This window comes from Rhodococcus cercidiphylli, from assembly GCF_033042225.1.
GTDB lineage: Bacteria > Actinomycetota > Actinomycetes > Mycobacteriales > Mycobacteriaceae > Rhodococcoides.
Genome location: NZ_JAWLKE010000007.1, coordinates 1 through 24,075 on the forward strand (window position 1 = coordinate 1; position 24,075 = coordinate 24,075).

The 24,075-nt window shown below is 63.5% G+C and carries 20 protein-coding genes and 2 tRNA genes; 5 read left to right on the forward strand and 17 right to left on the reverse strand.

Features of this window, described 5'->3' with window-relative positions:
- Positions 1–111 precede the first annotated feature (111 nt).
- Both R3P95_RS18225 and R3P95_RS18230 read right to left on the reverse strand, forming a co-directional pair.
- Positions 112–1,041, reverse strand: a complete 930-nt coding sequence (locus R3P95_RS18225; RefSeq protein ID WP_317549083.1) for a rhomboid family intramembrane serine protease — start codon at positions 1,039–1,041, stop codon at positions 112–114.
- A 24-nt stretch (positions 1,042–1,065) separates the two neighbouring features.
- A complete protein-coding gene (locus R3P95_RS18230) occupies positions 1,066–1,602 on the reverse strand; it encodes a peptidylprolyl isomerase (protein WP_149408198.1) in 537 nt (178 codons plus the stop codon).
- Between the two features lie 94 nt (positions 1,603–1,696).
- On the opposite strand from R3P95_RS18230, the gene R3P95_RS18235 reads away from it, so the two are divergent.
- Entirely contained in the window at positions 1,697–2,077 is a 381-nt protein-coding gene (locus R3P95_RS18235; RefSeq protein ID WP_149408195.1) for a hypothetical protein, read from the forward strand.
- Here R3P95_RS18235 and R3P95_RS18240 read toward each other — a convergent pair.
- The 15 genes from R3P95_RS18240 to dnaA form a co-directional block, all read right to left on the reverse strand.
- Complete coding sequence (locus R3P95_RS18240) at positions 2,072–3,703, reverse strand: alpha/beta hydrolase (RefSeq protein ID WP_317549084.1); 1,632 nt, start codon at positions 3,701–3,703, stop codon at positions 2,072–2,074. The two genes, R3P95_RS18235 and R3P95_RS18240, sit on opposite strands and share 6 nt — an antisense overlap.
- A 119-nt stretch (positions 3,704–3,822) precedes the next feature.
- Positions 3,823–4,788, reverse strand: coding sequence for a GGDEF domain-containing protein (locus R3P95_RS18245; RefSeq protein ID WP_317549085.1), 966 nt, complete (start codon positions 4,786–4,788; stop codon positions 3,823–3,825).
- Between the two features lie 238 nt (positions 4,789–5,026).
- Positions 5,027–5,977, reverse strand: coding sequence for an acyl-ACP desaturase (locus R3P95_RS18250; protein ID WP_068047542.1), 951 nt, complete (start codon positions 5,975–5,977; stop codon positions 5,027–5,029).
- 409 nt (positions 5,978–6,386) lie between these two features.
- Positions 6,387–6,459, reverse strand: a tRNA-Ala gene (locus R3P95_RS18255).
- A 190-nt stretch (positions 6,460–6,649) separates the two neighbouring features.
- Positions 6,650–6,723, reverse strand: a tRNA-Ile gene (locus tag R3P95_RS18260).
- A 109-nt stretch (positions 6,724–6,832) separates the two neighbouring features.
- Positions 6,833–8,224: a DUF3566 domain-containing protein gene (locus tag R3P95_RS18265; RefSeq protein WP_317549086.1), complete on the reverse strand. Its 1,392-nt coding sequence runs from the start codon at positions 8,222–8,224 to the stop codon at positions 6,833–6,835.
- Entirely contained in the window at positions 8,225–10,768 is a 2,544-nt protein-coding gene (gene gyrA, locus R3P95_RS18270) for a DNA gyrase subunit A (protein ID WP_068047539.1), read from the reverse strand.
- A 68-nt stretch (positions 10,769–10,836) separates the two neighbouring features.
- Complete coding sequence (gene gyrB / locus R3P95_RS18275) at positions 10,837–12,879, reverse strand: DNA topoisomerase (ATP-hydrolyzing) subunit B (RefSeq protein ID WP_094638409.1); 2,043 nt, start codon at positions 12,877–12,879, stop codon at positions 10,837–10,839.
- A gap of 257 nt (positions 12,880–13,136) precedes the next feature.
- Positions 13,137–14,234, reverse strand: coding sequence for a PDR/VanB family oxidoreductase (locus tag R3P95_RS18280; RefSeq protein WP_394855443.1), 1,098 nt, complete (start codon positions 14,232–14,234; stop codon positions 13,137–13,139).
- Positions 14,235–14,266: 32 nt separating this feature from the next.
- On the reverse strand, positions 14,267–15,184 hold the full coding sequence (locus R3P95_RS18285) for a metal-dependent hydrolase (RefSeq protein ID WP_317549088.1): 918 nt from the start codon (positions 15,182–15,184) through the stop codon (positions 14,267–14,269).
- Between the two features lie 169 nt (positions 15,185–15,353).
- Positions 15,354–15,917 (reverse strand): DUF721 family protein, encoded by a 564-nt coding sequence (locus R3P95_RS18290; protein ID WP_269596185.1) that lies wholly within the window; start codon positions 15,915–15,917, stop codon positions 15,354–15,356.
- Positions 15,914–17,164 (reverse strand): DNA replication/repair protein RecF, encoded by a 1,251-nt coding sequence (recF, locus tag R3P95_RS18295; RefSeq protein ID WP_317549089.1) that lies wholly within the window; start codon positions 17,162–17,164, stop codon positions 15,914–15,916. Before recF ends, R3P95_RS18290 begins: the two co-directional genes overlap by 4 nt.
- Positions 17,165–18,091, reverse strand: coding sequence for a phosphogluconate dehydrogenase (NAD(+)-dependent, decarboxylating) (gene gnd / locus R3P95_RS18300; RefSeq protein WP_068047712.1), 927 nt, complete (start codon positions 18,089–18,091; stop codon positions 17,165–17,167). It lies immediately after the preceding gene.
- A 65-nt stretch (positions 18,092–18,156) separates the two neighbouring features.
- Complete coding sequence (dnaN, locus tag R3P95_RS18305; RefSeq protein WP_317549090.1) at positions 18,157–19,341, reverse strand: DNA polymerase III subunit beta; 1,185 nt, start codon at positions 19,339–19,341, stop codon at positions 18,157–18,159.
- 584 nt (positions 19,342–19,925) lie between these two features.
- The gene (gene dnaA / locus R3P95_RS18310) at positions 19,926–21,458 is read right to left on the reverse strand and encodes a chromosomal replication initiator protein DnaA (RefSeq protein ID WP_068047705.1); all 1,533 of its coding nucleotides are present in this window, start codon (positions 21,456–21,458) and stop codon (positions 19,926–19,928) included.
- A 621-nt stretch (positions 21,459–22,079) separates the two neighbouring features.
- On the opposite strand from dnaA, the gene rpmH reads away from it, so the two are divergent.
- Genes rpmH through yidC form a run of 4 tightly spaced genes read left to right on the forward strand, consistent with a single transcriptional unit; the run spans position 22,080 to position 24,056 of the window.
- On the forward strand, positions 22,080–22,223 hold the full coding sequence (gene rpmH, locus R3P95_RS18315; protein ID WP_026347786.1) for a 50S ribosomal protein L34: 144 nt from the start codon (positions 22,080–22,082) through the stop codon (positions 22,221–22,223).
- A 30-nt stretch (positions 22,224–22,253) separates the two neighbouring features.
- Positions 22,254–22,634 (forward strand): ribonuclease P protein component, encoded by a 381-nt coding sequence (gene rnpA, locus R3P95_RS18320; RefSeq protein ID WP_149408166.1) that lies wholly within the window; start codon positions 22,254–22,256, stop codon positions 22,632–22,634.
- Positions 22,631–22,960, forward strand: coding sequence for a membrane protein insertion efficiency factor YidD (gene yidD / locus R3P95_RS18325; protein WP_068047696.1), 330 nt, complete (start codon positions 22,631–22,633; stop codon positions 22,958–22,960). Before rnpA ends, yidD begins: the two co-directional genes overlap by 4 nt.
- Positions 22,961–22,964: 4 nt before the next feature.
- Complete coding sequence (gene yidC, locus R3P95_RS18330; protein WP_317532991.1) at positions 22,965–24,056, forward strand: membrane protein insertase YidC; 1,092 nt, start codon at positions 22,965–22,967, stop codon at positions 24,054–24,056.
- Positions 24,057–24,075: the final 19 nt, after the last annotated feature.

Genomic DNA, 24,075 nt, shown 5'->3' on the forward strand with positions numbered 1-24,075 from the left:
CCATCGCCCGCGAAATATTCGGCCTACTGAAGCCCACACCCAGCCCTTGACAGACATAGGAGCATCATTCAGTGGACTTTTGGGGGGTCAATGTCACATCGAGTGGACTAGCTAGAGGCCCATCTGGGCGCGCAGGTCGAGAACGCGGATCGCGATGATGCCCAGGGACACCAGAGCGACGGCGATGACCGAGAGCCATGCCATGGACAGGCCGGCCCTGGTTCGTTGTTGTCCCGTGTCTCGGGTTCGGTTGGACAAGAACACCAGACCGGCGGTGGCGGCGGCTCCGGCGACGAGTCCGCCCATGTGTCCCCACAGCGAGATGCTGGGGATAGAGATGCTGATGAAGATGTTCACCGCGATGATGACGAGGATGGGTGCTGGGCTTCGCTTGAGCCGCAGCAGGATCACGGCCTGTGCGCCCAGTAGACCGAAGACTGCACCGGACGCGCCGACAGTCAGCGTCAGTGGGTTCTCCAGCAGCATCACCGACGCGCTTCCTCCGAGCAAGGAGAGGAAGTAGACGACCAGGTAGCGGGTTCGACCGAGCACGAGTTCGACGTCACGGCCGATGATGTACAGCGCGAACATGTTCACGAGCAGGTGTATCGGCCCGTAGTGGACGAAGCCGCTGCCGATCAGCCGGAACACGTCGCCGTTCGAGACGAGCAGGCTGTTGAGAGCCCAACCGCGGGCGAGCGCGGATCCGGAAGTGTTGTTCATCGGATCGCCGGATTGCGCCACCGTGATGGCATAGACGATCACGTTGACGGCTATGAGGGCGTAGGTCAACGGAGTCTTGGCGGACCGTGCCATGGGTGCACCGGCGACGGTCTGCGCAGTGCGGACGTTCTTGTTGCCTTCTCGCACGCAGTCGACACAGTGCTGTCCGACCGCGGCGGCCTGCAGACACTGCGGGCACGCCGGCCTGCCGCAGCGAGAGCAGGCCAGGCCGGTGGGGCGATCGGGATGTCGGACGCACACCGACTGGGGTGGGTTGGGCTGGTCGCCGTACGCGCCACCCCAGCCGGGGTTCGTCATCTTGTCGAAAGTCCTTCGGTCAGATCAAGCGATGGTGACGTTGTTGATGACGACCTCGTCCACCGGGCGATCTCCGCGGCCGACCGGCGTGCTCGAGATCGCGTCGACGACCTTCTTCGACGCCTCGTCGGTGACCTCACCGAAGATGGAGTGCTTGCGGTTGAGGTGCGGGGTCTTGCCGGTGGTGATGAAGAACTGCGAGCCGTTGGTGCCGGGGCCGGCATTTGCCATGGCCAGCAGGTACGGGCGATCGAAGGAGAGCTCCGGGTGGAACTCGTCCTCGAACTTGTAGCCCGGTCCGCCTGCACCGGTGCCGGTGGGGTCGCCGCCCTGGATCATGAAGCCGTCGATGACGCGGTGGAAGACCGCGCCGTCGTAGAACGGTCCGCTCTTGGCACCCGACGCGTTCTGAGTCGTGTACTCCTTGGATCCGTCCGCGAGACCGACGAAGTTCGCGACGGTCTTGGGGGCGTGATTGCCGAACAGTTCGATGACGATATCGCCGCGGTTGGTGTGCAGCGTGGCCGTTTGGGTCTTGTTTGGTGAAGTCACGCCCTCCATCGTGCCATCTCGGGTGATCGGGCAGTTCACAACGGGCATCGAGTCGGGTGTATCGGGAGGGTTCAGCGGGGCCGTGTTGTGGAACAGTGAGGGTATGACGAGCACAACGAAGCCCGACCGGGTTCGGTCGACCAGAGGTACCGCAGCGTCAGCACTGCTCGGTGCCGCATCCGCCGCGAGCAAGGGCCCGGCCGGAGTCGGCCTGCTTCTGGCCAAACAGGGTTACGGACTGGCCCGCAAGCAGGCTGCGCAGCGGCGGGCAGTGACCGCGGAGCGAATCGCCCAAGCGAATCGCACCCGAGAGCTCGTCACGGTCGACTCGGGATCACGTCGGACCCGGCGAGTTCTGGTGTTCGGCGCCGTTGCTGCCGTTGCGGGAGGTGTCGTGTTCTTCCTCGGTCGCCGTCGCAACGAGGTGCCGCCGCCCGCCGATGTTCCGCCGAGCTTGGCCGACTACGACGACACGTCGTCATAGGTACAGCACCTCCTGCAGTAGGTCGAACAGCCCCGGCCTCGTTCTGATCACGGCCTCTGCGCTGCGGTCGGCGACGACCAATGCCGTGTTGTGGCCGCTGGCGGAGCTCTCGGTGAGATAGTCGCTGTGCCCGATCGAGCGGCCGGCACTGTCGGTTTGCTCCGTGGACAGCAGAGTGACTCCGTCCAGCGCCCCTGGATCGCGGCCGAATGCACCCAGGTCGGCGACGATGTCGCCCGTGGCCTCCGCCGCGAAGACGTGTCCGACGGGAAGCTGGAGATCGGCGAGGCTGTGTGTGCCGAGTCCCGGTGAACCGAGAGCCACGAAATCGTCGACCCCGGTGTCGTCTCGAAGTGCAGTTGCCGCGGTGAGCGATCCGTACGAGTGGGCCAACACCGACAGATGCGGATCGCTCGTCCGTGCGGCGTCGAGACCGTTCAGGAACGGGACCAGCCGATCCGCTCCTGCCTGCGCAGCCGAATCCGAGGCCACGGTCCGGTCCGGATCGAGCAAGCTCCACCCCAGCTGTGGTGCCTGGTAGTCCAGCCAGGTCACTGCAGCCGCAGACTGCGCCGGGTCCTGCGAAACAAGCTGCTGCACAGTGTTTTTGACGTTCTCCATGTCGTCGTCGTAGCGGAGCAGATTTCCGTGCACGGTCGAGCCGAGACCGGGCACGAAGACGGCGATATGGGTCGCCGTGTCGACATCTCCCACCGCGACGGCCGCCATCGTCTCTTCGTACGAGGAATTGTCGAGGACCAGGAGCTGCCGAGCCCCCAGCGCCAGCGTCGCGTCGATCGCATCGAGTGCTGCCAACCGAGTGCGCGTTTGTTCGAGCCCGGCGTCGGCGTCGCTTAAAATGCCGCCGAATACGTTGTCGGACAACTCTTTCTGTAGCTCTACCTCGACGGCGCGAAGGCGGATACGCTCTGCGGCCAACACCCGCCGATTTGCGCTGTCACGCACCCGACCCGGCAGGCCGTCGAGATTGCCGATCAGCGCCGGCTGTTCGACCAGCAATCTGGTGCGTGCCGCAGTCGAGAGTGCGCTCCAAAATGCAGCATTGGCCGCCGGTGTGCCGTCGCGCGGCACCCAGGCCGCAACTGCCGTCGCAACGGAGGCTGCGGAGGTTCCCCCGACGAGGCGTCGGGCAAGGACGGCGTCGAAATCCGTGGCCGTACGAATCAGCTGTGCGATTCGTTCGGCGAGCTCCTCACGGCACCGCCGTCGCTCGCGCATCGTCGACCACAAGTCAACCAGTGCAACCGAATACGACGCTGCAAGGTCGAACACCGAGCCGTCGGATGCGACCGCGAATCGCTCGTCCGCCGCCGTCCGCTCCACCGAGCGGAGCGCAGCGACCAGGCCGGCCATGTCGATCGAGGCATCCGCGGTGCATGTCGCTATCCGAAGCAACTCGGCTGCGGCGTCTGCCAGATCCGACCGGATACGTCTCATCGCCTCCCGCGCAGCCTCGGCCGCGGGACCGGCCCACCCGTCTCCCACGATGTCGTCGGTAACCGAGTCGTGCACGGCGGCAACCTCCCGCCACCGGTGCATCAGGCTGTCGGACGCCGCTACCAGCACGCGGCTGTCCCAAGATCTGAATTCGTTCAGAGTGACCATTGCGTATCCCCCGCAGCATCGTCGTTTCCGACGAGTCAACGCGAAAAAAGCACCGCGTCGGAAAATCTATCCCCAGCCTGTGGATCAAATCTGGGGATCAACGATGCGTCGAGTGAGCGCTACTGCGCAATTCTGCGAATGGGGCCGCTGTAACCGGCGTCGGGATCGGACGGCCGACTGGTCCTCGGCGGCCTGCTTCGCTTTGCCCGGTACAGATCGGCGTCGGCTGCCCGATAGATCTCGCCCCATCGGCGACCCGCGGGCATGCAGGCCAATCCGACGCTCCACTCCGCGCGGTGAGCCCGACGCAGACGCTCGATGATCTGCCAGGCCTCCTTCTCGAGAACCCCAGGCATGAACAGCACGAACTCGTCTCCACCGAGCCGACCCAGAACGTCCCGTTTGGTCAGCTGACCCTTCCAGGCCTTCGAGACGCGAGTGAGCAGGACGTCACCGGCAATGTGGCCGTACTCGTCGTTGATCTCCTTGAAATTGTCCAGATCGAGCACTGCCAGGCTGACCGACAATCCGCGAGCAGCACACGCGGGCAACATCTTCTCGATCTTGGACTCGAACCCGAACCTGTTGAGCAGACCGGTCAACGCGTCGTGCGTCGCGGAATACCGCATCCGACGCGCGAAGACACCGAAGACCTCCGTCGCGCCGACGATGCCGAGCGCGACGAGGATGTAACTGATGAACGGAGTTCCGTACGGCGCGATCGCCGCTCCGATGACCGCCGAAACAGCAAGCACGGCAACCCAAATGCCTGCGCTACGTTCTGACCAGAACGCGCCTATGTGCATACCGAGGAACATGGCCGCCTGCACGCAGATCAAGAACGCAGGCATGGTGTCGCTACTGCCCAACGCACAGGCGAGTGCCATCACCGACAACGCAGTCGCGAACCCCACCGCCTGTTTCGGGCTCGGCACACCCGCCCTTGCCAACACCACGATCGCCATCGGACCCAGCAACAGAGCCAACGCGGCCAGAACCTGCTGGGCACCGGTCAGATTCGACCACGACGCAATCGCGCTGGCAGCGTAGAGAACCGTCGTGACCGCAGCGAATACAGCAAGCATGCGGCCGGACTCGTCGAACCTAGGCCTGCTCACCGGTCGATTCCCACCGTGCAGGACCATGATTCGGCCGACCGGAGGCAGCGTTCACCGAAGAGAACACCACCACTCACCCGATACCCCCCAGGCACCATCGGCCCTCCCCACGCACTACGGCCATCGCCTCACATGACCCAACGATGCCCGGACTCTAACACCTCCGAGACCCGATCACGACTCTGGCCAGCGAAAGCGCAGCAGGTCAGGACGCCTTCTCGGCGCGCGCTGCCTCCCTGGCAAGTAGTCGATCACGTGACTCCTCGAACTTGGTTGCCTTCTCGGCCAAGTCCTCGACGAACGCTGCGAGACGATCACGATCCCGCTCGCCCTCGCCCGTGAAATCGTTGCGCTCGAAGATCTTCCACTTGCGCAGGACAGGCATCAACACCTCGTCCAGATGCTGCCGGAGATCGTAGATCCCGTGCTTGGCCAAGGTCATCGCGTTCTTGCGGAAATTGGGCATGTTCAGGCCGGGCATCTGAAAGTCGGTCGCGACATCGGTGATGGCGCGGACCATCTGATCGGGCACCAGATCCAGCGACGCCTCACCGAGGTTCCGATAGAAGATCATGTGCAGGTTCTCGTCGGCAGCGACACGAGCCAACATTCGATCCGCCACCGGATCCCCGCACGCCAGTCCCGTGTTTCGATGCGACACCCGTGTCGCCAACTCCTGGAACGTCACATACGCCACCGAATGCAGGAAATTGGCACCGTCCATCGGCGCATCGACACCAACCGTCATGTGGTGCATTCGAGCCCGCTCCAACTCGACGGGATCCACCGCACGAGTCACCACCAGATAATCGCGCATGACGATGCCGTGACGATTCTCCTCCGCAGTCCAGCGCCCCACCCACGTCCCCCAGGCACCGTCCAACGAAAAATTGTCTGCCAGCCCCCGGTGATACGACGGCAAATTGTCCTCGGTGAGCAAATTGGTGATCATCGCCGTGCGCGCCAGTTCCGACAGCGACGACTGCTCGAGCGACCAGTCCTGTCCACCCATCGCCGCGAAATTGCGACCCAGATCCCACGGAACGTAATCATGCGGATGCCATTCCTTCGCCATCGACAGATGACGATTCAAATTGGCTTCCAACGTGCCGTCGAGTTCCCTCAACAGCTCTTCATGATCGAGAACGCGCGTCATCTGCGGGACTCCTTCGAGATTCGAGATTCCCGAATCGCCGATCGATTCGAGACAGTGGCGAACACCGCCCGCCGAGATCGAACGACGGCACACCCCCCTGCGGTGCGCCGTCGCGACCATTCACGTCGATCCGAGAACCGACGTCCTTGCACAGCGACCACGCTAAGGACCGAACCATCGATACGACACCGAACCGACGACTGTCTGGACATGTGGGCGCCGAAACACAGATCGCCTTGGGTCCAATCACAACCGGTCAACCTGAGTGGCCGGGGAATCTCGCGGCTCGATGGCACTCAATGTGACATCCAGTGGACTTTTCGGGGGTCAATGTCACATCGAGTGGACTTGGGGGGTCGGCTGGAGAGACGAAAAAGGACGCCCACCGAAGTGGACGTCCTTTTCTTTGTGGAGCCTAGGAGATTCGAACTCCTGACATCTGCCTTGCAAAGGCAGCGCTCTACCAACTGAGCTAAGGCCCCGGGTGTTGCCGGTAATCGTGGACGAACTCTACACGTCCACTCCGAGCGATTGTCACGCGGTGGGGATGCTGTGCCAGACGCCATCCGAGCTGCGCTGCGAGCGCACCTTCGATACTGTCAGCACTGCGATCACCGCCGATGCGACAAGAAGAAGGATTTTCATGTCCTGCCTCTTTTCGTTCGTTCGGTGTGGGCCTAGGAGGACTTGAACCTCCGACCTCTTCCTTATCAGGGAAGCGCTCTAACCGCCTGAGCTATAGGCCCTCATCACTACTTCGGGCCGAAGAAAAGCTCTCCTCGAACCGAGGGATGAGGTTACCGTATCGGGCCGCTGTCTTCCAAAACGGCCCGATACGGCTCTCGATGGTGCAGGTCAGTCGCGGTCTGCCAGTGTCACTTCGACGCCACCGACCAGGTCCGACGACAGGTTGTAGATGAAGGCGCCGATGGTGGTGAGAGCAGTGAAGAGTACGACATTGATCACACCGATCACCGCTGCGTAGCCGAACACCTGCCCGGCACTGACGAGTCCTCCGCCGCCGGATTCGTTGACGATCTCGGTGAACGCACTGTTGAGACGTTCCCAGACGCCCATGCCGTCGAGCACGGCGTACAGCAAGCCGACGGACACCATCCACACGAAGAACAGTGACACTGCGATCACGAGGGCGATCTTGAGCGTCGACCAGGGATCGATCTTGCGGATCTGGATGGTCGCCCGCAGGGGGTCGCCGTCCGCACTGGCCACGGCCGTGATGGCTGCCGGTGCTGCGCGCTCGGACTGGGACGGCTCCGGGTGCCGGACGGCAGACAGGTCCGGCATGTCCTTCGCCAGATCCTTGCGTTCGATGTGCCGTGTCGGTCCGTCGATGACCGCAGCCTTCGACCGGGCAGCTTCTCGCCGTTCGGTCTTGTCCTCCGTCGACTCACGCTGAGTGGGCTCGGCGGCCGTACGTGCATTCCGGTCGAACTCACCGTTCGGTGGCAGTGCCGCTCCGCGTCCGGACAGATTGGTCTGCGGCTGATTCTGCGGCTGCTGCCGGTCCGTTCCCTGCGGTGCGGGCCGCTGCGCTGCTCCGCGCTGCCACGGCGAGGTTCCGGGGCCGGCCTGCGGATCGTCGTTCTGTTGAGCCGGCATCGCCTGAGTTGCTGCGGGACCTGCCTGATCCTGACCCCGAGCGGGCTCGGATGCACGAGATCCGTCACCGGTGGCAGCCGAGTCGGCGGATACCTGCGGTGTGCGGACGGTCTCGTTGGGCGAGGCCGAGGGCTGCTGTCCCGACGGCTGCGGTTCTGCCTGCCGAGGAGCTTGACCGGCCGGCGCCTGCCGCTGCGGCGGTTGGCCGTTCGGCGGCGGACCGACGGGCCGTCCGGGAGCCTGCTGACCCGGACCTGGCTGACGGCCGGGAGCCTGCGGCGGCTGGGACTGACCGGCAGGAGCCTGTCCCTGCTGGGGTGCAGGCGGACGCTGCGTGGCGGCCCCCGGCGGTCCCTGAGGTGCAGGCGGTCGCTGCGGGGGCGGGGGTCCCTGAGCCGGGCGTGCCGGACCGTTCGGATTTCCGGGTGCTGGTCTGATCGGAGGACGAGCACCCCCCTGCGGCGCCGGGCCACGGCCCGCGGCGGGCGCGGGACGATTGGCCGGCTGCGGGCGGCTGCCCGGGCGAGCTCCCTCGGGCGGCGCGGGACGCGCGGGCTGCTCGGCCTCCCGGCTGTCCGGTCCACCGCTGGGGCCGGGCCTGCTACCAGGCCGGTTGGGAGTGCTCACTTACGACTCCTTCGCTGCATCGTCTTCTGTGCCCAGAGAATCCGGTTCGATCTCGTCGGCGTTGCGCGCAATCGCGAGCAGGGTGTCGCCTTCACCGAGATTCATCAACCGCACGCCCTTGGTCTGTCGGCCGGCCTTCCGAACCTGCTTGGCAGCGGTCCGGATCACACCACCACTGGACGTGATGGCATACAGCTCGTCCTCGTCGTCGACGATGAGAGCTCCCACCAGCGTGCCACGCTTCGGGTCGTACTGGATTGTCAGCACTCCCTTTCCGCCCCGGCCCTGCTGCGGGTAATCCTCCATCGCGGTGCGCTTGGAATAGCCACCCGACGTCGCGACCAGCAAGAACTTGTTCTCGCTGACGACGTTGAGCGAGAGCAACGCGTCCTCGCCGTTGAATCGCATGCCCTGCACACCCGAGGTGGCGCGACCCATCGGGCGCAGCACTTCGTCGGTGGCCGAGAACCGGATGGACTGACCCTGCGCCGAGACCAGCAGCAGATCGTCGTCCGAGGATGCGAGAACCGCGCCGACCAACTCGTCGTCGCCGCGCAGGTTGACCGCGACGATGCCGCCGCTGCGGTTGGAATCGAAATCCGTCAGACGCGACTTCTTGACGAGACCACCCTTGGTGGCGAGCACCAGGTAGGGGGCATCCTCGTAGGTCTTGATCTGGATGACCTGGGCGATGCGTTCGTCCGGCTGAAAGGCGAGCAAGTTGGCGACGTGCTGACCACGGGCGGTTCGGTTCGCCTCGGGCAGCTCGTAGGCCTTGGCCCGGTAGACGCGACCCTTGGTGGTGAAGAACAGGATCCAGTCGTGCGTCGAGCAGACGAAGAACTTGCTGACGATGTCGTCCTGCTTGAGGCCCGCTCCCATCACTCCCTTGCCGCCGCGCTTCTGCGAGCGGTAGAGGTCGGTTCTGGTGCGCTTGGCGTATCCGGTCTCGGTGATCGTGACGACCACGTTCTCCCGCGCGATCAGATCCTCGTCGTTGACGTCCCCGTCGGCGGCGATGATGCGCGTGCGACGGTCGTCGCCGAACTTCTCGACGATCTCGGCGAGCTCGTCCCGCACGATCTGTCGCTGACGCTCCGGCTTGGCCAGAATGTCCTGCAGGTCTGCGATGGTGCGTTCGAGTTCTGCCAACTCGTCGATGATCTTCTGACGCTCGAGGGCTGCGAGGCGCCGCAGCTGCATGTCGAGGATCGCCTGAGCTTGGATCTCGTCGATGTCGAGCAGGTCGATCAAGCCCTGCTTGGCGAGATCCACCGTCTGCGACGCACGAATGAGCGCGATGACCTCGTCGAGTGCGTCGAGAGCCTTGACCAGGCCACGCAGAATGTGAGCCCGCTCCTCCGCTCTGCGCAGCCGGTACCGGGTACGCCGAACGATCACGTCGAGTTGGTGGGTGACGTAGAAGCGAATCATCTGATCGAGGCGAAGCGTGCGCGGTACGCCGTCGACGATGGAGAGCATGTTCGCGCCGAAGCTCGTCTGCAGCTGCGAGTGCTTGTAGAGGTTGTTGAGCACGACCTTCGCGACCGCGTCGCGCTTGATCGTGACGACGATGCGCATACCGACTCGGTCGGACGACTCGTCGTCGATCTTGGAGATACCGGACATCTTCCCGTCCCGTACCTGCTCGGCGATCGAGGTGATCAGGTTGTCCGGGTTGACCTGGTAGGGCAGCTCGGTGATGACGATCGTGGTGCGACCGTTGGAGTCTTCTTCGATCTCGACGACGCCGCGCATCCGGATCGAACCGCGACCGGTCGAGTACGCGTCCTGGATACCCTGGCCGCCGACGATGAGTCCGTGGGTGGGGAAGTCAGGGCCCTTGACGCGTTCCATGCACGCGGCGAGGGTTGCTTCCTCGTCCGCCTCGAAGTTGTCCAGGGCCCAGAACACCGCATCGCCCAGTTCACGCAGATTGTGCGGCGGGATGTTGGTGGCCATACCGACGGCAATGCCGTTGGAGCCGTTCATCAACAGGTTCGGCACCCGCGACGGAAGTACCGTCGGCTCTTGGGTTTTGCCGTCGTAGTTGGGGATGAAGTCGACGGTTTCCTCGTCGATGTCGCGCAGCATCTCCATCGCCAGCGGGGTCAACCGGGCTTCGGTGTATCGCATGGCTGCGGCACCGTCGTTGCCACGCGAACCGAAGTTGCCCTGGCCGTCGACCAGTGGGTACCGCATCGACCACGGCTGAGCCAGACGCACCAGTGCGTCGTAGATCGAGGTGTCGCCGTGGGGATGGTAGTTACCCATCGTTTCGGCAACGGGGCGTGCGGATTTGACGTAGCTGCGGTCAGGCCGGAAGCCCGAGTCGTACATCGCGTACAGGACGCGACGGTGCACCGGCTTCAGGCCGTCACGCACCTCGGGCAGAGCACGACCGACGATGACGCTCATGGCGTAATCGATGTAACTGCGCTGCATTTCCTGCTGGATGTCGACCGGATCGATCCGGTCTCCGCCCTCGGCGTTGGTGGTCGAACCCGGCGGGGGTCCTACCGGCGGTTCGGTGATGTCAGACATGCAAATCTCCTCGAGAAACGGTCACCTCCACGCACCGAGAAACCTCATCGATGCGTGAAGGGAAGTGACTAAACGTCAAGAAAGCGAACATCTTTCGCGTTGCGGGCAATGAAGCTTCGGCGTGCGGAGACGTCCTCGCCCATCAGGACGCTGAACAGTTCGTCTGCCGCGGCCGCGTCGTCGAGGGTGACCAGACGCAGCACTCGCACAGCCGGGTCCATCGTGGTTTCCCACAGCTCCTTGGCGTTCATCTCGCCGAGGCCCTTGTAGCGCTGGACGCCGTCCTCGACGTTGATCTTGCGCTTGTTGGCGATGCCGGCCTCGAGCAGTCCGTCGCGTTCACGATCGGAGTAGGCGAAGTCGGGTTCACCGCGGCTCCACTTGAGCTTGTACAGCGGCGGCATGGCGAGGTAGACGTGACCGTTCTCGATCAACGGACGCATGAACCGGAACAGCAGAGTCATCAGCAGCGTCGAGATGTGCTGACCGTCGACGTCGGCGTCGGCCATCAGCACGATCTTGTGATAACGCAGCTTGGTGATGTCGAACTCGTCGTGGATGCCGGTTCCGAAGGCGGTGATGATCGCCTGGACCTCGTTGTTCTTCAGGACGCGGTCGATGCGAGCCTTCTCGACGTTGATGATCTTTCCGCGCAGCGGCAGGATCGCCTGGAACATCGAGTCGCGTCCGGATTTGGCCGAGCCGCCTGCGGAGTCGCCCTCCACGATGTAGATCTCGGACTTGCTCGGGTCGTTGGATCGGCAGTCGGCGAGCTTGCCGGGTAGGCCACCGATATCGGTTGCGCTCTTGCGGCGCACCATCTCTCGGGCCTTTCGCGCAGCCATCCGGGCCTGAGCAGAGGAGACCGCCTTGTTGATGATCGTCTTGGCGTCGGCCGGGTTCGACTCGAACCAGTGCGAGAGGTGCTCGTTGCAGGCCTTGAGGACGAACGATCGGATCTCGGTGTTGCCCAGCTTGGTCTTGGTCTGACCCTCGAACTGCGGCTCACCGACTCGGACCGAAATGACCGCGGCGAGGCCCTCGCGAATGTCGTCGCCGGTCAGCTTGATGTCTTTTTCCTTGACCAGCTTCTTCTCGAGGGCGTACTTGTTCACCGTCGAGGTCAACGCGGTGCGGAAGCCCTCTTCGTGGGTACCACCCTCGTGCGTGTTGATGGTGTTGGCGAAGGTGTGCACCGACTCGGAGTAACCGGCGTTCCACTGCATCGCGATCTCGACCTCGTGGCCTTCACCCTTGCCGGTGAAGCCCACGACCGAGTTGTGGATCGCGGTCTTGGTGCGGTTGATGTGCTTGACGAAGTCGACCAAGCCGTCGGGGTAGTGGTACGTCCGCTTGCGGACCTTGGCCGGCTTCGCGTTCGCCGCATCGGCCTGCTCTTCCTCGGCGGTCTTGGGAGCCTCGGCGGTCTCGCCCAATTCCTCCTCGGTGGCGTCGGTCGCGGCCACTCGCTCGTCGGTGAAGTTGATGGTCAGTCCCTTGTTCAGGAACGCCATCTCCTGCAGGCGGCGGTGCACGGTCTCGAAGCTGTAGTCGAGAGTCTCGAAGATCTTGCCGTCGGCCCAGAAGCGGACGGTGGTGCCGGTCTCGTCGGTGTTCCCGACGGTTTCGAGCGGTCCGGGCTTGGCGTAGTCGTAGGTCTGGGTGTAGCGGTGACCGTCACGCGCGATCTGCAGTTCCACCTTGGTCGAGAGAGCATTGACCACGGAGATGCCGACACCGTGCAGTCCGCCGGACACCGCGTACGAATCGGAGTCGAACTTGCCGCCGGCATGCAGCTGAGTCATGACGACCTCGACGGTGGGGACGCCGGAGGAGTGCATGGCGACGGGAATTCCTCGACCGTCGTCGGTGACCTCGACGCTGCCGTCCACGTGAATGGTGACGCCGACGGTGGAGGCGTAGCCGGCCATGGCCTCGTCGACGGAGTTGTCGACGACCTCCCAGATCAGGTGATGCAGGCCTCGTTCACCGGTGGAACCGATGTACATACCGGGCCTTTTACGAACCGCCTCCAGGCCCTCGAGGACCGTGATGGACGAAGCGCCGTAATCCTTGCTGTTCTCGTTGTTACCTGACTTCTGGGCAGCCACGGTTAGCTGGTTCTCCTTCTACGCGTCCACTACCCCGCTCACACCCCGACAGGGTGCTACCGCAGGGGCGAGCGCAGTCGATTCCGGCCGCGCCCGGGTCCATGCGTTGTTCCGGGCTTGATGTCGTACCGGTCCATAGTACTGGTTGCCTGCGACAGCATGGGCACGATGACACCCCTAAAAGGCCTCTGATTGCTTCACAGGCGCATTTTCAGGGTGCCGGGCGACAAAGATGAAGGGTAAATGCAGCGGCTCGGCTAGAGATCGAGCACGATCCGTTCACCCTCGGAACGGGACACGCAGATCAACATCTCGTGTTCCTGCTCCTCGGCGGTGAGCCGGTTCTCCCGATGCTGCGGTGTTCCGCTGAGTACTCGAACGCGACACGTCCCGCAGAACCCCTGCTGGCAGGAGTACGCCACATCGGGCCTCAGACGCCGAATGGCATGCAACGCAGTCTCGTCCGGAGCCACTGCGATGATCTGTCCGGAATCGACGAGCTGCACCTCGAACTCGGCACCGTTCTTCACCGGCGGCGGTGAGAAACGCTCGAAGTGCAGATGCGTTGCGGGCAACGAGTCGAACGACGCCCGAACCAGATCGATCATGGGCGGGGGTCCGCACACGTAGACCGAACCGCCGGGCGCCGCGGCACCGAGCAGATCCATGCTCGACGGCATCCCGTCCACATCGTCGGTCCGCACCGTCACGCGGTCGGCGTCCCAGCCGGCGATCTCGTCGAGGAACGGCATCGATTCACGTGACCGGCCGCAGTAGACGAGGTGCCAGTCCATCCCCGTCTCTCGAGCGCGACGCACCATCGAGATGATGGCTGTGATGCCGATTCCTCCGGCCACGAACACCGCGTGCTCGGACTGTACGAACGGAAAACCGTTGCGCGGCCCGCGAATTGCGACCTCGGTGCCGACCTGCAGATCGTGCATCTCACGCGATCCGCCGCCGCCGTCGGGCACCAAGCGCACCGCGATGGAGTACGAGTCGGCATTCGGCTGCCCACACAACGAGTACTGCCGACGGCGTCCGGACGGGAGATAGAAGTCCAGATGCATTCCCGGTGCCCACGCGGGCAGCACCTCACCGTCGGCGGCCGAGAAGGTCAGTTGGACCACCTGCTCGTCGACGCACAACACCGTGCGCGAGACCAACGTCAACAACCGGGTCCGAGCCACGGGCGGCGCAGCGAACGACGCGTCGTAGTCGTCACCGTCCAGCAGAGCGAACCATTTGTCGAGCGCATCGGTCACCAGAGACACGGTCTGATCGGGCTCGTCGCGGCCGTACAGATTCTTCGGAATGGTGCGTCCCGCCCGGAACGAGTCCACCATCTGTGCCATTGCGCCGAGCTTGCTCCGCAACGTGCGTTTGGTCATCGATCGGCGGACCGAGCTGCCGGTGAGGTGGCCAGATACTGCACTGCCTGCGCCGTCGAACCTTCCTGGGAAGGGTGGTAGGTGCGCTTGAAGTAACGCAACGACGCCTTCACCATCGACATCGGGGTCGGGAACAGGCCGGCATGGGCAACTCGACGAAATTCTCGGAACGACGGTGTGCGCTGCTTGGGTGGCAGGTGCGCCAGCGTCGGGTCCTGGCTCATCAGAAAGCGAACACCGCGGGTCCAGAACCACACCAGGGTGGGCGCGATGACGACGTAGGTACGAATACGGCGGGCCGGGCGGACGTCGAAGTACCGCATCACCTCGTAGGCCACCGACCGATGCTCGACCTCCTCGGCTCCGTGCCACCGCAGCAGATCCAGCATGATCGGATCGACGTCGGCCTCGTCCAACTCCGAGGCATTGAGCACCCAATCGCCCAGGAAAGCGGTCAGGTGTTCTGCGGCAGCGATGAGGGCGAGACGTTCGACCAGACTGTTCTGACCGTGACCGGACCTGTTGCCGAGAGCACGGCCGAACAGGAATTTCATCTGATCGACGTACGGGTCGACATCGATGCCGTGTGCCCGAAGCTGATCGTGGATATCGGTGTGCGCTTGCGCGTGCATGGCTTCCTGACCGATGAACCCGATCACGTCGTCGCGCAGCTGATCGTCGTGGATCAGCGGCAACGCTTCCTTGAAGGTGCGCACGAACCATTCCTCACCCTCGGGCAGGAGCAGGTGCATCACGTTGATCAGGTGCGTCGCGAGCGGATTGCCGTCCATGTAGTGCAACGGCAGGGACTTCCAGTCGAACTCGACATTCCGGGCATGGAGAACGACTCGGTCTTCGGGGGTCCCGTCGACATCGACGGCCGCCGTCGATGCCTTCTTCGTTGGTGCAGACACAACTTCTCCTCGTCCGATGGCCGCGTAGAACATCTTCATCGATCCCCCGACCGCTGAGTGTCGCGAATCACGCTACGCACATCGACCATGTCACAGCAACACTGGCCCCAACATCTGTTGAGGATCACCTGGACCAGGCGCTTCGAGAAGCCTACGTTGGGACGTCTCACTATCCGTACGTGTCCCGCGGGCCCCGCCCGCGCACGTGACGCTCACCTTTTCTCCAGCTCTGCGTCGTCGGACCGGTGATGCGCAGAGACGTCACAACGCCGTGACCCACGGCGGCCGCGATCTTCGCCAGAATCTGCGACTGCATCAGCCTCAACTGCGTCGCCCACGCCGTGGACTCCGCCGAAATGCTCAACACACCGTCCTTGAGACCGGTGGGCTCCGCATGAGCCGAGATGTCCTCGCCGACCACGCTGGGCCACCGGCCCAACACCGCGCCCTCGGACACCTTGGCCGACCACCCCCGCTTGGACGCGATCGAGTTCGCCAACGCCCCGAACGCCTGCGGATCACGGTCGTCCGGCCCGGCTCCCGACCAACCACGTCGACGACGCCCCCGCAGTGCTCGAACCCCGCCGGTGGGAGACGACCGTCCCTGCCCCACCGATTTGCCACTGGCCTTGGCTGCGGCTCGGGCGTCCTCGAGTGCTCGACGCGCCAGATCGACACCTTTCAGTTCCGGTACCTCACCGTTGCCCGTGGGCGCTGCATCGTCGTCGGTCATCGAACCTCACCTTCCGAAGCTGCGGTGCCGGTATCGGCCGACAGGTCCGAGATACGCGAGATACGCCCTGCTGCACCGGAATCCGAATTCTGCGTCGCTTCGACCCCGTACCGCCGAGCATCGAGTTCGGGAGGTACGTCCTCCGGTACCGCCGCGGTGATGAGCACCTGCTCTGCACCGGCGGCCACCGTCGCCAACGCCGCGCGCCTCTTGCGGTCGAGCTCGGCGAACACGTCGTCGAGCATCAGAACCGGGTCGGTACCGTCTTCCCGCAGCAACGCGAACGACCCGAGCCGCAACGACAGTGCGTACGACCACGACTCACCATGGCTGGCAAAGCCTTTCGTCGGTTGATCACCGAGCATCAATTCCAAGTCGTCGCGGTGCGGTCCCACCAGACACACCCCGCGTTCGATCTCGCGCTGTCTCATCACCGAAAGTTGATGCAGGAACGCAGCTTCCAGCACCTCGGTGTCATCGGGTTCGGGTGCGCGATCGGCATCGGAGAATTCCGGTGGGAGCGCATCGGCCAGACTGCAGCGATAGGCGACTGCGGCCAACCGCGATTCCGGCGCGATCGAACTGTAGGCCTGCTGTACGAAAGGCATCAGCTCGTGCACCAAAGATATTCTGGCAGCGAGCAATCGAGCACCGTGCGCCGCGAGATGCCCGTCCCAGACGTCGAGGGTGGCAAGAGCGCTGGCGCCGTCACCCGACGACGAACCGCGGCGCAACGATCCACTCGCGGTCTTGAGCAGAGCCGATCGCTGCCGCAGTACTTTGTCGTAATCGGCACGGACAGTGGCCATTCGAGGAATACGACTGGTGAGCAGCTCGTCGAGATAGCGTCGGCGCTCACCGGGGTCACCGCGGACGAGCGACAGATCCTCGGGAGCGAACAACACACTCTGCAACACGCCCAGGATCTCGCGTGGGCGACGCAGCGGCGACCTGTTCATCCGAGCCTTGTTGGCCCGGCCTTCGAGCAGTTCGACGTCGATGATCAATTCGCGACCGTGATTGACCACAGCACTACCCACGAATGCTTTGGCTGCACCTGCCCGGATCATGGGACCGTCCGAGGACACACGATGGGAGGACAACGTCGACAGATAGTTGAGCGACTCGAGCAGATTGGTCTTGCCGTGTCCATTGGGCCCTACGAACACGGTCGAGCCCGGTCCGAGGTCGACCGTCAGGTCGTCCCAGGATCGGAAGTCGTGTAGCTGCAGAGACCGGACGAACACTTACTCGGTGTTCTTCGGCGCCGGGGCGCGCAGGGTCTCGTCGGCGTCGGCCTTCTTGACCGCATGCCCGCCGAACTGGTTCCGCAGGGCAGAGACAGCCTTCATGGCAGGCGAATCCTCTTGCCGCGAAGCAAATCTGGCGAACAGTGCCGCGGAGATCACCGGCGCAGGGACGGCATGACGGATGGCTTCCTCGACGGTCCAGCGACCCTCACCGGAGTCCTCCGTGTACCCGGAGATCTCACTGAACTCCGGATCCTGACCGAGAGCTTCGACCAGCAGATCGAGCAGCCACGACCGCACGACCGTGCCCTTGCTCCAAGCCCGCAGCACGCCCTGCACATCCTGCACGAGCTCTTCGGCTTCGAGGATCTCGTACCCCTCGGCATAGGCCTGCATCAACCCGTATTCGATACCGTTGTGCACCATTTTCGAGTAGTGACCGGCACCGACCGGGCCGGCATGCACGAAACCGTCCGCGCGCTCGCCCTCGGGACGCAACGCGTCGAAGATCGGCATCGCTCTGGCGACATGCTCGTCCTGGCCGCCGACCATCAGGCCGTAGCCGTTCTTCAGACCCCAGACGCCGCCGGATACTCCGGCGTCGATGTAACCGATTCCCTTGGCGTCCAACAATTCTGCGTTGGGCTTGTCATCGGTGAAGCGTGAATTGCCGCCGTCGATCACCAGATCGCCTGGTTCGAGCACATCCGCAAGGCCGTTGACGGTGTCTCGGGTGATCTGACCGGACGGGACCATCACCCACACCACCCGGGGCGCCGTCAACGATTGCGCCAGCCCGGCCAGTGACGGGGTATCGGTCACCTCGGGTCGGGGGTCGTAGCCGATCACCTCGTGACCGTGCTCGCGCAATCTCTCGCGCATGTTGAAACCCATTTTTCCGAGACCGACCAAGCCGAGCTGCATGATGACGCGTCCTTGTCTGTGTCAGGTGCGAAAATTCCCGCGGATTCAACAGTAACGAGGCAGGATCAGCCCGGCAGCCTGACGGGCATCAGCAGATACGTGTATTCGGACTTCGGCGCCGCGAACTTGCCTGCGTCGTCGGGCACGAGTTCCTCGTCGGAGGTCGGCCGCAGCACTGCGGGCCGGCTCGGCGTAGTGAATCCGAAGGTGACCTTCTCGCTGTGCAGCGAGGACAACCCGTCGATGAGGTATCCCGGGTTGAAGGCGATGGTGAGTGCCTCGCCCTGGAAGTCGGCAGGCAAAGCTTCCTCGGCGCGGCCGGCGTCGTCGCCACCTGCGGACAGCAGCACGCCGTCTGAGTTGAATTCCAGGCGTACCTGCGCGCCGCGCTCGGCAACGAGAGCGACACGCTTGATGGCCTCGACCAGCGAGGCGATGTCGAGGGTCGCCACCGCAGTGTGTTCGGCGGGCAGCAACTGACGGAACTTCGGGAACTCTGCGTCGAGCAACCTGGTCGTGGTGCGGCGCCCGTCGCTGACGATGCCCAGCAAACCGTCGCTACCGATGGACGAGCCGGAACCGAGGGCCAGTTCCACCGGTGAGCCGGAGTTGCCGCCCAGAGTCTTCGCCGACTCGGACAAAGTCTTGGCAGGGATGAGCACCGCGGTGGTGGTGTCGGCACCGGCGGGAGCCCACTCCACCTCACGAACCGCCAACCGGAAACGGTCGGTGGCCGCGAGAACGACGTTGGTGCCGTCGATCTCCACGCGGATACCGGTGAGCATCGGAAGCGTGTCGTCCTTGCCCGCAGCGATGGCGACCTGGGCGATTGCCTCGGAGAAGACATCACCGGCCAGCGAGCCGGTGTTGCCGGGCAACTCGGGGAGCTGTGGGTAGTCCTCCACCGGCATCGTGGGCAGTGAGAACTTGGCGCTTCCGCAGTTGACCAGAACGCGGGTTCCGTCGACCGTGACGTCGACCGGCTTGTTCGGCAACGACTTCGTGATATCGGCAAGTAGCTTGCCCGACACCAGAACTCGACCTGCAGTGGCAACCTCGGCCGACACCTTGACCTGAGCGGAGACCTCGTAGTCGAATCCGGAAACCGTCAGACCCTGCTCGTCGGCAGCGAGAAGAACTCCACCGAGAACGGGAACGGGCGGCCGAGACGGCAGGCTACGGGCTACCCACGCGACGGAATCGGAAAAATCTTCACGAGCAACGCGAAACTTCAAACTTCCAAGCTCCATCGCTCGGCATTTCCTCTCGTTCGGTGGTGTTCGGCGTTACGGCCGGAGCGGTGCAACCACGATGGTTGCGGCTCGAACCGCTGCAACGACGAGTGTGGCACATCCAGCGCAAGCACACCGTATGCCCTCCGGAGCGAAGACGAAAGCGCGAGGTTCGCGTCGAACGTGGGATTCGGGGGTTCTCGGAGGGCCTGTGAACGGATCGTTCCCCAACACCTGTTTTCAAAGAAGTTCTTTCAAGGAGAAAACAGAAGTATTAATAGGTCCTGTGGAATCTGTGCACGGACCGTTCGATCCGCTGGTGGCCGAGCGTGGTGTCGTGGGGATGAACTCGGGACCAATACGCGGTTGACGCGTGGCTGCCTGTGGACGAATCACATCGGTGCACAGGCGCCCACATTCCATCCCCAGAACTTCGATGTTGTCCACATGGTTATCCACAGGTGTGAATCAATGGTCGACGGCTCGAAAACTCGCCGAATCCGCGTCGAGAATCGGTCCGACGAACGACCGGAAACAGCAACGGCACCGAACCCTCGATGGGATTCGGTGCCGTCTTCTCGGAGTCCGTCCGTCTTCGGTGGCTACCGCTTGGAGCGCTGCTTGATCCGCGCAGTGAGCTCCTGCACCTGGTCGTACACCTTGCGACGCTCGGTCATCTCTTTGCGAATCTTCTTGTCCGCGTACATCACCGTCGTGTGATCCCGACCGAACGTCTGCCCGATCTTGGGCAACGACAGATCGGTGAGCTCGCGGCAGAGATACATCGCGATCTGCCTGGCCATGGCCAGTGCTCGGGCCTTGCCCGGCCCGCACAGGTCCTCGATGGAGGTGTTGAAGTACTCGGCTGTCACAGCCATGATCGTCGCCGCATTGATCTCGAGACTCGACGAGTCGGGGATGAGATCGCGGAGAACCACCTCGGCGAGAGTGAGGTCGAGTGCTTGTCCGTTCAGCGATGCGAACGCCGTCACTCGAATGAGTGCGCCTTCGAGCTCACGAATGTTGCGTTCGATTCGGCTGGCGATGAGCTCGAGCACGTCGTGTGGCACATCGAGCCGGTCCATCCGAGCCTTCTTGCTCAGAATGGCGATCCGCGTCTCGAGCTCGGGTGGCTGCACATCGGTGATCAGGCCCCACTCGAAGCGGGTACGAAGCCGCTCCTCGAGGGTGGCCAACTGCTTGGGTGGGCGGTCGGAGGACACAACGATCTGTTTGTTCGCGTTGTGCAGGGTGTTGAAGGTGTGGAAGAACTCCTCCTGGATGCCTTCCTTGCCCTCGATGAACTGGATGTCGTCGACCAGCAGCACGTCGGTCTCCCGGTAGCGACGCTTGAACGCCACTTTGCGGTCGTCACGAAGACTGTTGATGAAGTCGTTGGTGAATTCCTCGGTGGAGACGTACTTGACGCGCATGCCTGGGAACAGGCGCTGCGCGTAGTGCCCGGCCGCGTGCAGGAGGTGAGTCTTGCCCAGACCCGACGCCCCCCACACGAACAGCGGGTTGTACGCGCGAGCAGGTGCTTCGGCGATCGCCACCGCAGCTGCGTGGGCGAACCGATTGGAGGCGCCGATGACGAAGGTGTCGAAGGTGTACTTCGAGTTGAGGCTGTTGGCACCCGAGGACGGAGGCGTCGAGTCGGGAGGCTTCGTGAAGTACGTCGGCCACGAGTTCTGGACGCTGGCGAGAGCCTCGCGTTCGTCGTCGACCTCTTCGTAGTCGGCCGTCTCGGAGTCCGACGGCTCGTCGTCTCTGCTGGTCAGGACGCGGCGCCGGTACGTCGGAGAGCTGGCGGCATCGGGATACGTCGATCGCTCGGAGTCGATCTTCTCGTCCTCGGGAGCGGAGATACGCACGCCGAGTCCCTCGACACCCTGTCCCAGATGACGGCCGAGGGCGCCGAGGATGGGTTCGCGAAGATCTCGTTCGATCGCTTCCTGCGCGAAAGTCGACGGCACTGCGAGCAGCGCGAACCCCTGCGTCAAGGTCAGCGGTTTGACCAGAGCGAGCCAGGCCTTCTGGCCTTTGGTCAGCGGAGACCCACTGTGTCGGTCGGATGTGAGCTCCGCGACCACCTCGGGCCAGATGCGCGCGAGCGCATCCGGATCGTCGTTCACGTTGGGCCCTCCGTCGTCGAGCATTGGTCTCGGGCGGTGTTCGACGCAGGAATCCGCGCGCCGTTTCGTACCCGCGCGGCAACGTCGTCGGATAGCGTCGTCGTTCGTGCGTCGCTGCGGCCGAGACCAGGGTCCGTGGATGGACCCCGCAAGGTACGAATATGCCACCTGAACTGTGTTTCCACACAATTATCCACAGGTGTGGATAAACGACACCGATGTGACCCCAGAACGCGTTCCGGCTCGTGCTATGGCAATTACGCCAGTCTGACCTGCACCGATGCCGACTGTCTGTAGTGCGATCGGACGACGTGCGTCGGAGCGAGCGGCCGTCCGGTGGCGATTTCGACGTACATCACACCGTCTGCGGCCGGAAACCGACGCTGCCTGTGCATGAACGACGACACTGTCCGCTCGAGAGCGAGTTTGACCGGCGGTGACTCGATCAGTACTCTCGAACAGTCACCCAATAGCGAGGTGGCCGATGCTTGCTGGCTGCTTACAGTCTGTCTTCACTCGGATTTCTCGCTCGGGAGGCAAGCAAGTCCATCCGGACTCGCTGAGTACCTTTCCAGCAGGCGCCGACGAACGGCGTCTTTTCAATCTCGAGGAGTGTTGACCGTGGCCAAGGGCAAGCGGACGTTCCAGCCGAACAATCGCCGCCGCGCGCGCGTTCATGGCTTCCGTCTTCGTATGCGTACCCGTGCGGGTCGTGCAATCGTTTCCGCACGTCGCGGCAAGGGCCGTAAAGAACTCACAGCCTGATATCTGTTCGTCCGAAGCTTGGAGCTCGGGATGCTTCCTGAGCCGAATCGACTACACCGAGCACGTGATTTCTCCGTAGCGGTGCGTCGAGGACGCCGAATGGGTAGATCGGATCTTGTGGTTCACGCCGTCGTGCGTGACGAACAGGACATCGCATCGACTGTTCGTGGTCCACGATTCGGATTGATCGTCAGCAAGGCAGTCGGGCCGGCCGTAACTCGTCATCGAGTTGCGCGCCGGCTTCGGCATATCTGTACCGACGTCATCGGTGAACTCCCCGAGACCACCGACGTGGTGATCCGCGCACTGCCCGGAGCCGCGAGCGCGTCCTCGACAGATCTACTGATTCAACTGCGTTCAGGATTGAAGAAGCTCGGTCTTCTCGAAGCTCCGAAGGGTCCGCCGTCATGACATTCATGGGCAACCTTCGTTCCATTCCTGCTCGAACACTCGTCTACTTCATCGGGTTGTACCGGACGTACGTGTCCCCGATGAGGCCTCCCACCTGTCGCTTCTCCCCCACCTGTAGTGAGTACGCCATCGAGGCGCTCCAGGTGCACGGAATGACGAAGGGCTCGTTGCTGGCAGTCGTCCGCCTCCTCAAATGTGCTCCCTGGCACTCTGGAGGGTGGGACCCGGTGCCCGAACCCGGTAGGTGGCGCGCGACCGTCACCGAGCTGACCGAAACCGAAGAACACCACGATCTCGCGCGAGTGGAAGAACAGAGGAGTACATAGAGCCGTGCTCGACTTCATTTACTACCCGGTTGCCTGGATTCTCTGGGTGTGGCACAAGGTGTTCGGCTTTGTGTTCCAGGATCCCAGCAATGGGTTCGCCTGGGCACTGTCCGTCGTCTTCCTGGTCTTCACCCTCCGCCTGATTCTGTACAAGCCCTTCGTCAAGCAGGTCCGCACCACTCGGCAGATGCAGGAGCTACAGCCGCAGATCAAGGCTCTGCAGAAGAAGTACGGCAAAGACAAGCAGAAGATGGCCGTCGAGATGCAGAAGCTCCAGAAGGAGCACGGCTTCAATCCGCTGATGGGCTGCCTGCCGGTGCTGGCGCAGGCGCCGGTGTTCATCGGCCTGTTCCACGTGCTGCGCTCGTTCAACCGCACCGGTACCGGCTTCGGCCAGCTCGGATTGACTCCCGAGGAGAACCGCGAGCTGTCCAACTACGCGTTCAACGTGTCGGACGTGCAGTCCTTCTTGGACGCTCGTCTGTTCGGTGCTCCGATCTCGGCGTGGATCACGATGCCGCAGGACCAGCTCAACGCATTCGCCGTGGGACCGGGCGCAACCATTCCGTCCACCTGGGTCATTGTCGCGGTGTCCGTTCCTCTGATGATTATCGCGGCGATCATGACGCACATGAACTCGCGCGCGTCCGTGGCCCGTCAGAGCGCCGCTGCGGCAGCGAACCCGCAGTCCGCCATCATGAACAAGCTCGCCCTGTACGTGTTCCCGCTCGGTGTGCTGGTGTTCGGTGCCCTGCTTCCCATCGCCATCCTGCTGTACTGGGTCAGCAACAACACCTGGACCTACGCGCAGCAGCACCTGGTGTTCGGCAAGATCGACAAGGAAGAAGCTGCCAAGGCCGCTGCTGCAGTGGAGAAGCGTTCCGAGAATGCGCCGAAGCCCGGCGTGAAGCCTGTGTCGACCACCAAGCCGAAGCCCGGCGCTCGCCCGAAGCTCTCGAAGATGACGCCGACGAGTGATTCGGCGACGGCCGAGACCGGTGAGGGTATCGCTGGTTCGACGACCGGTGCCGCATCGCCGGCCAAACCGAGACCGCAGGCGAACCGGAACAAGTCGACCAAGCGCAAGCGGCGCTGACCGACGCGTCGAGAGAAGG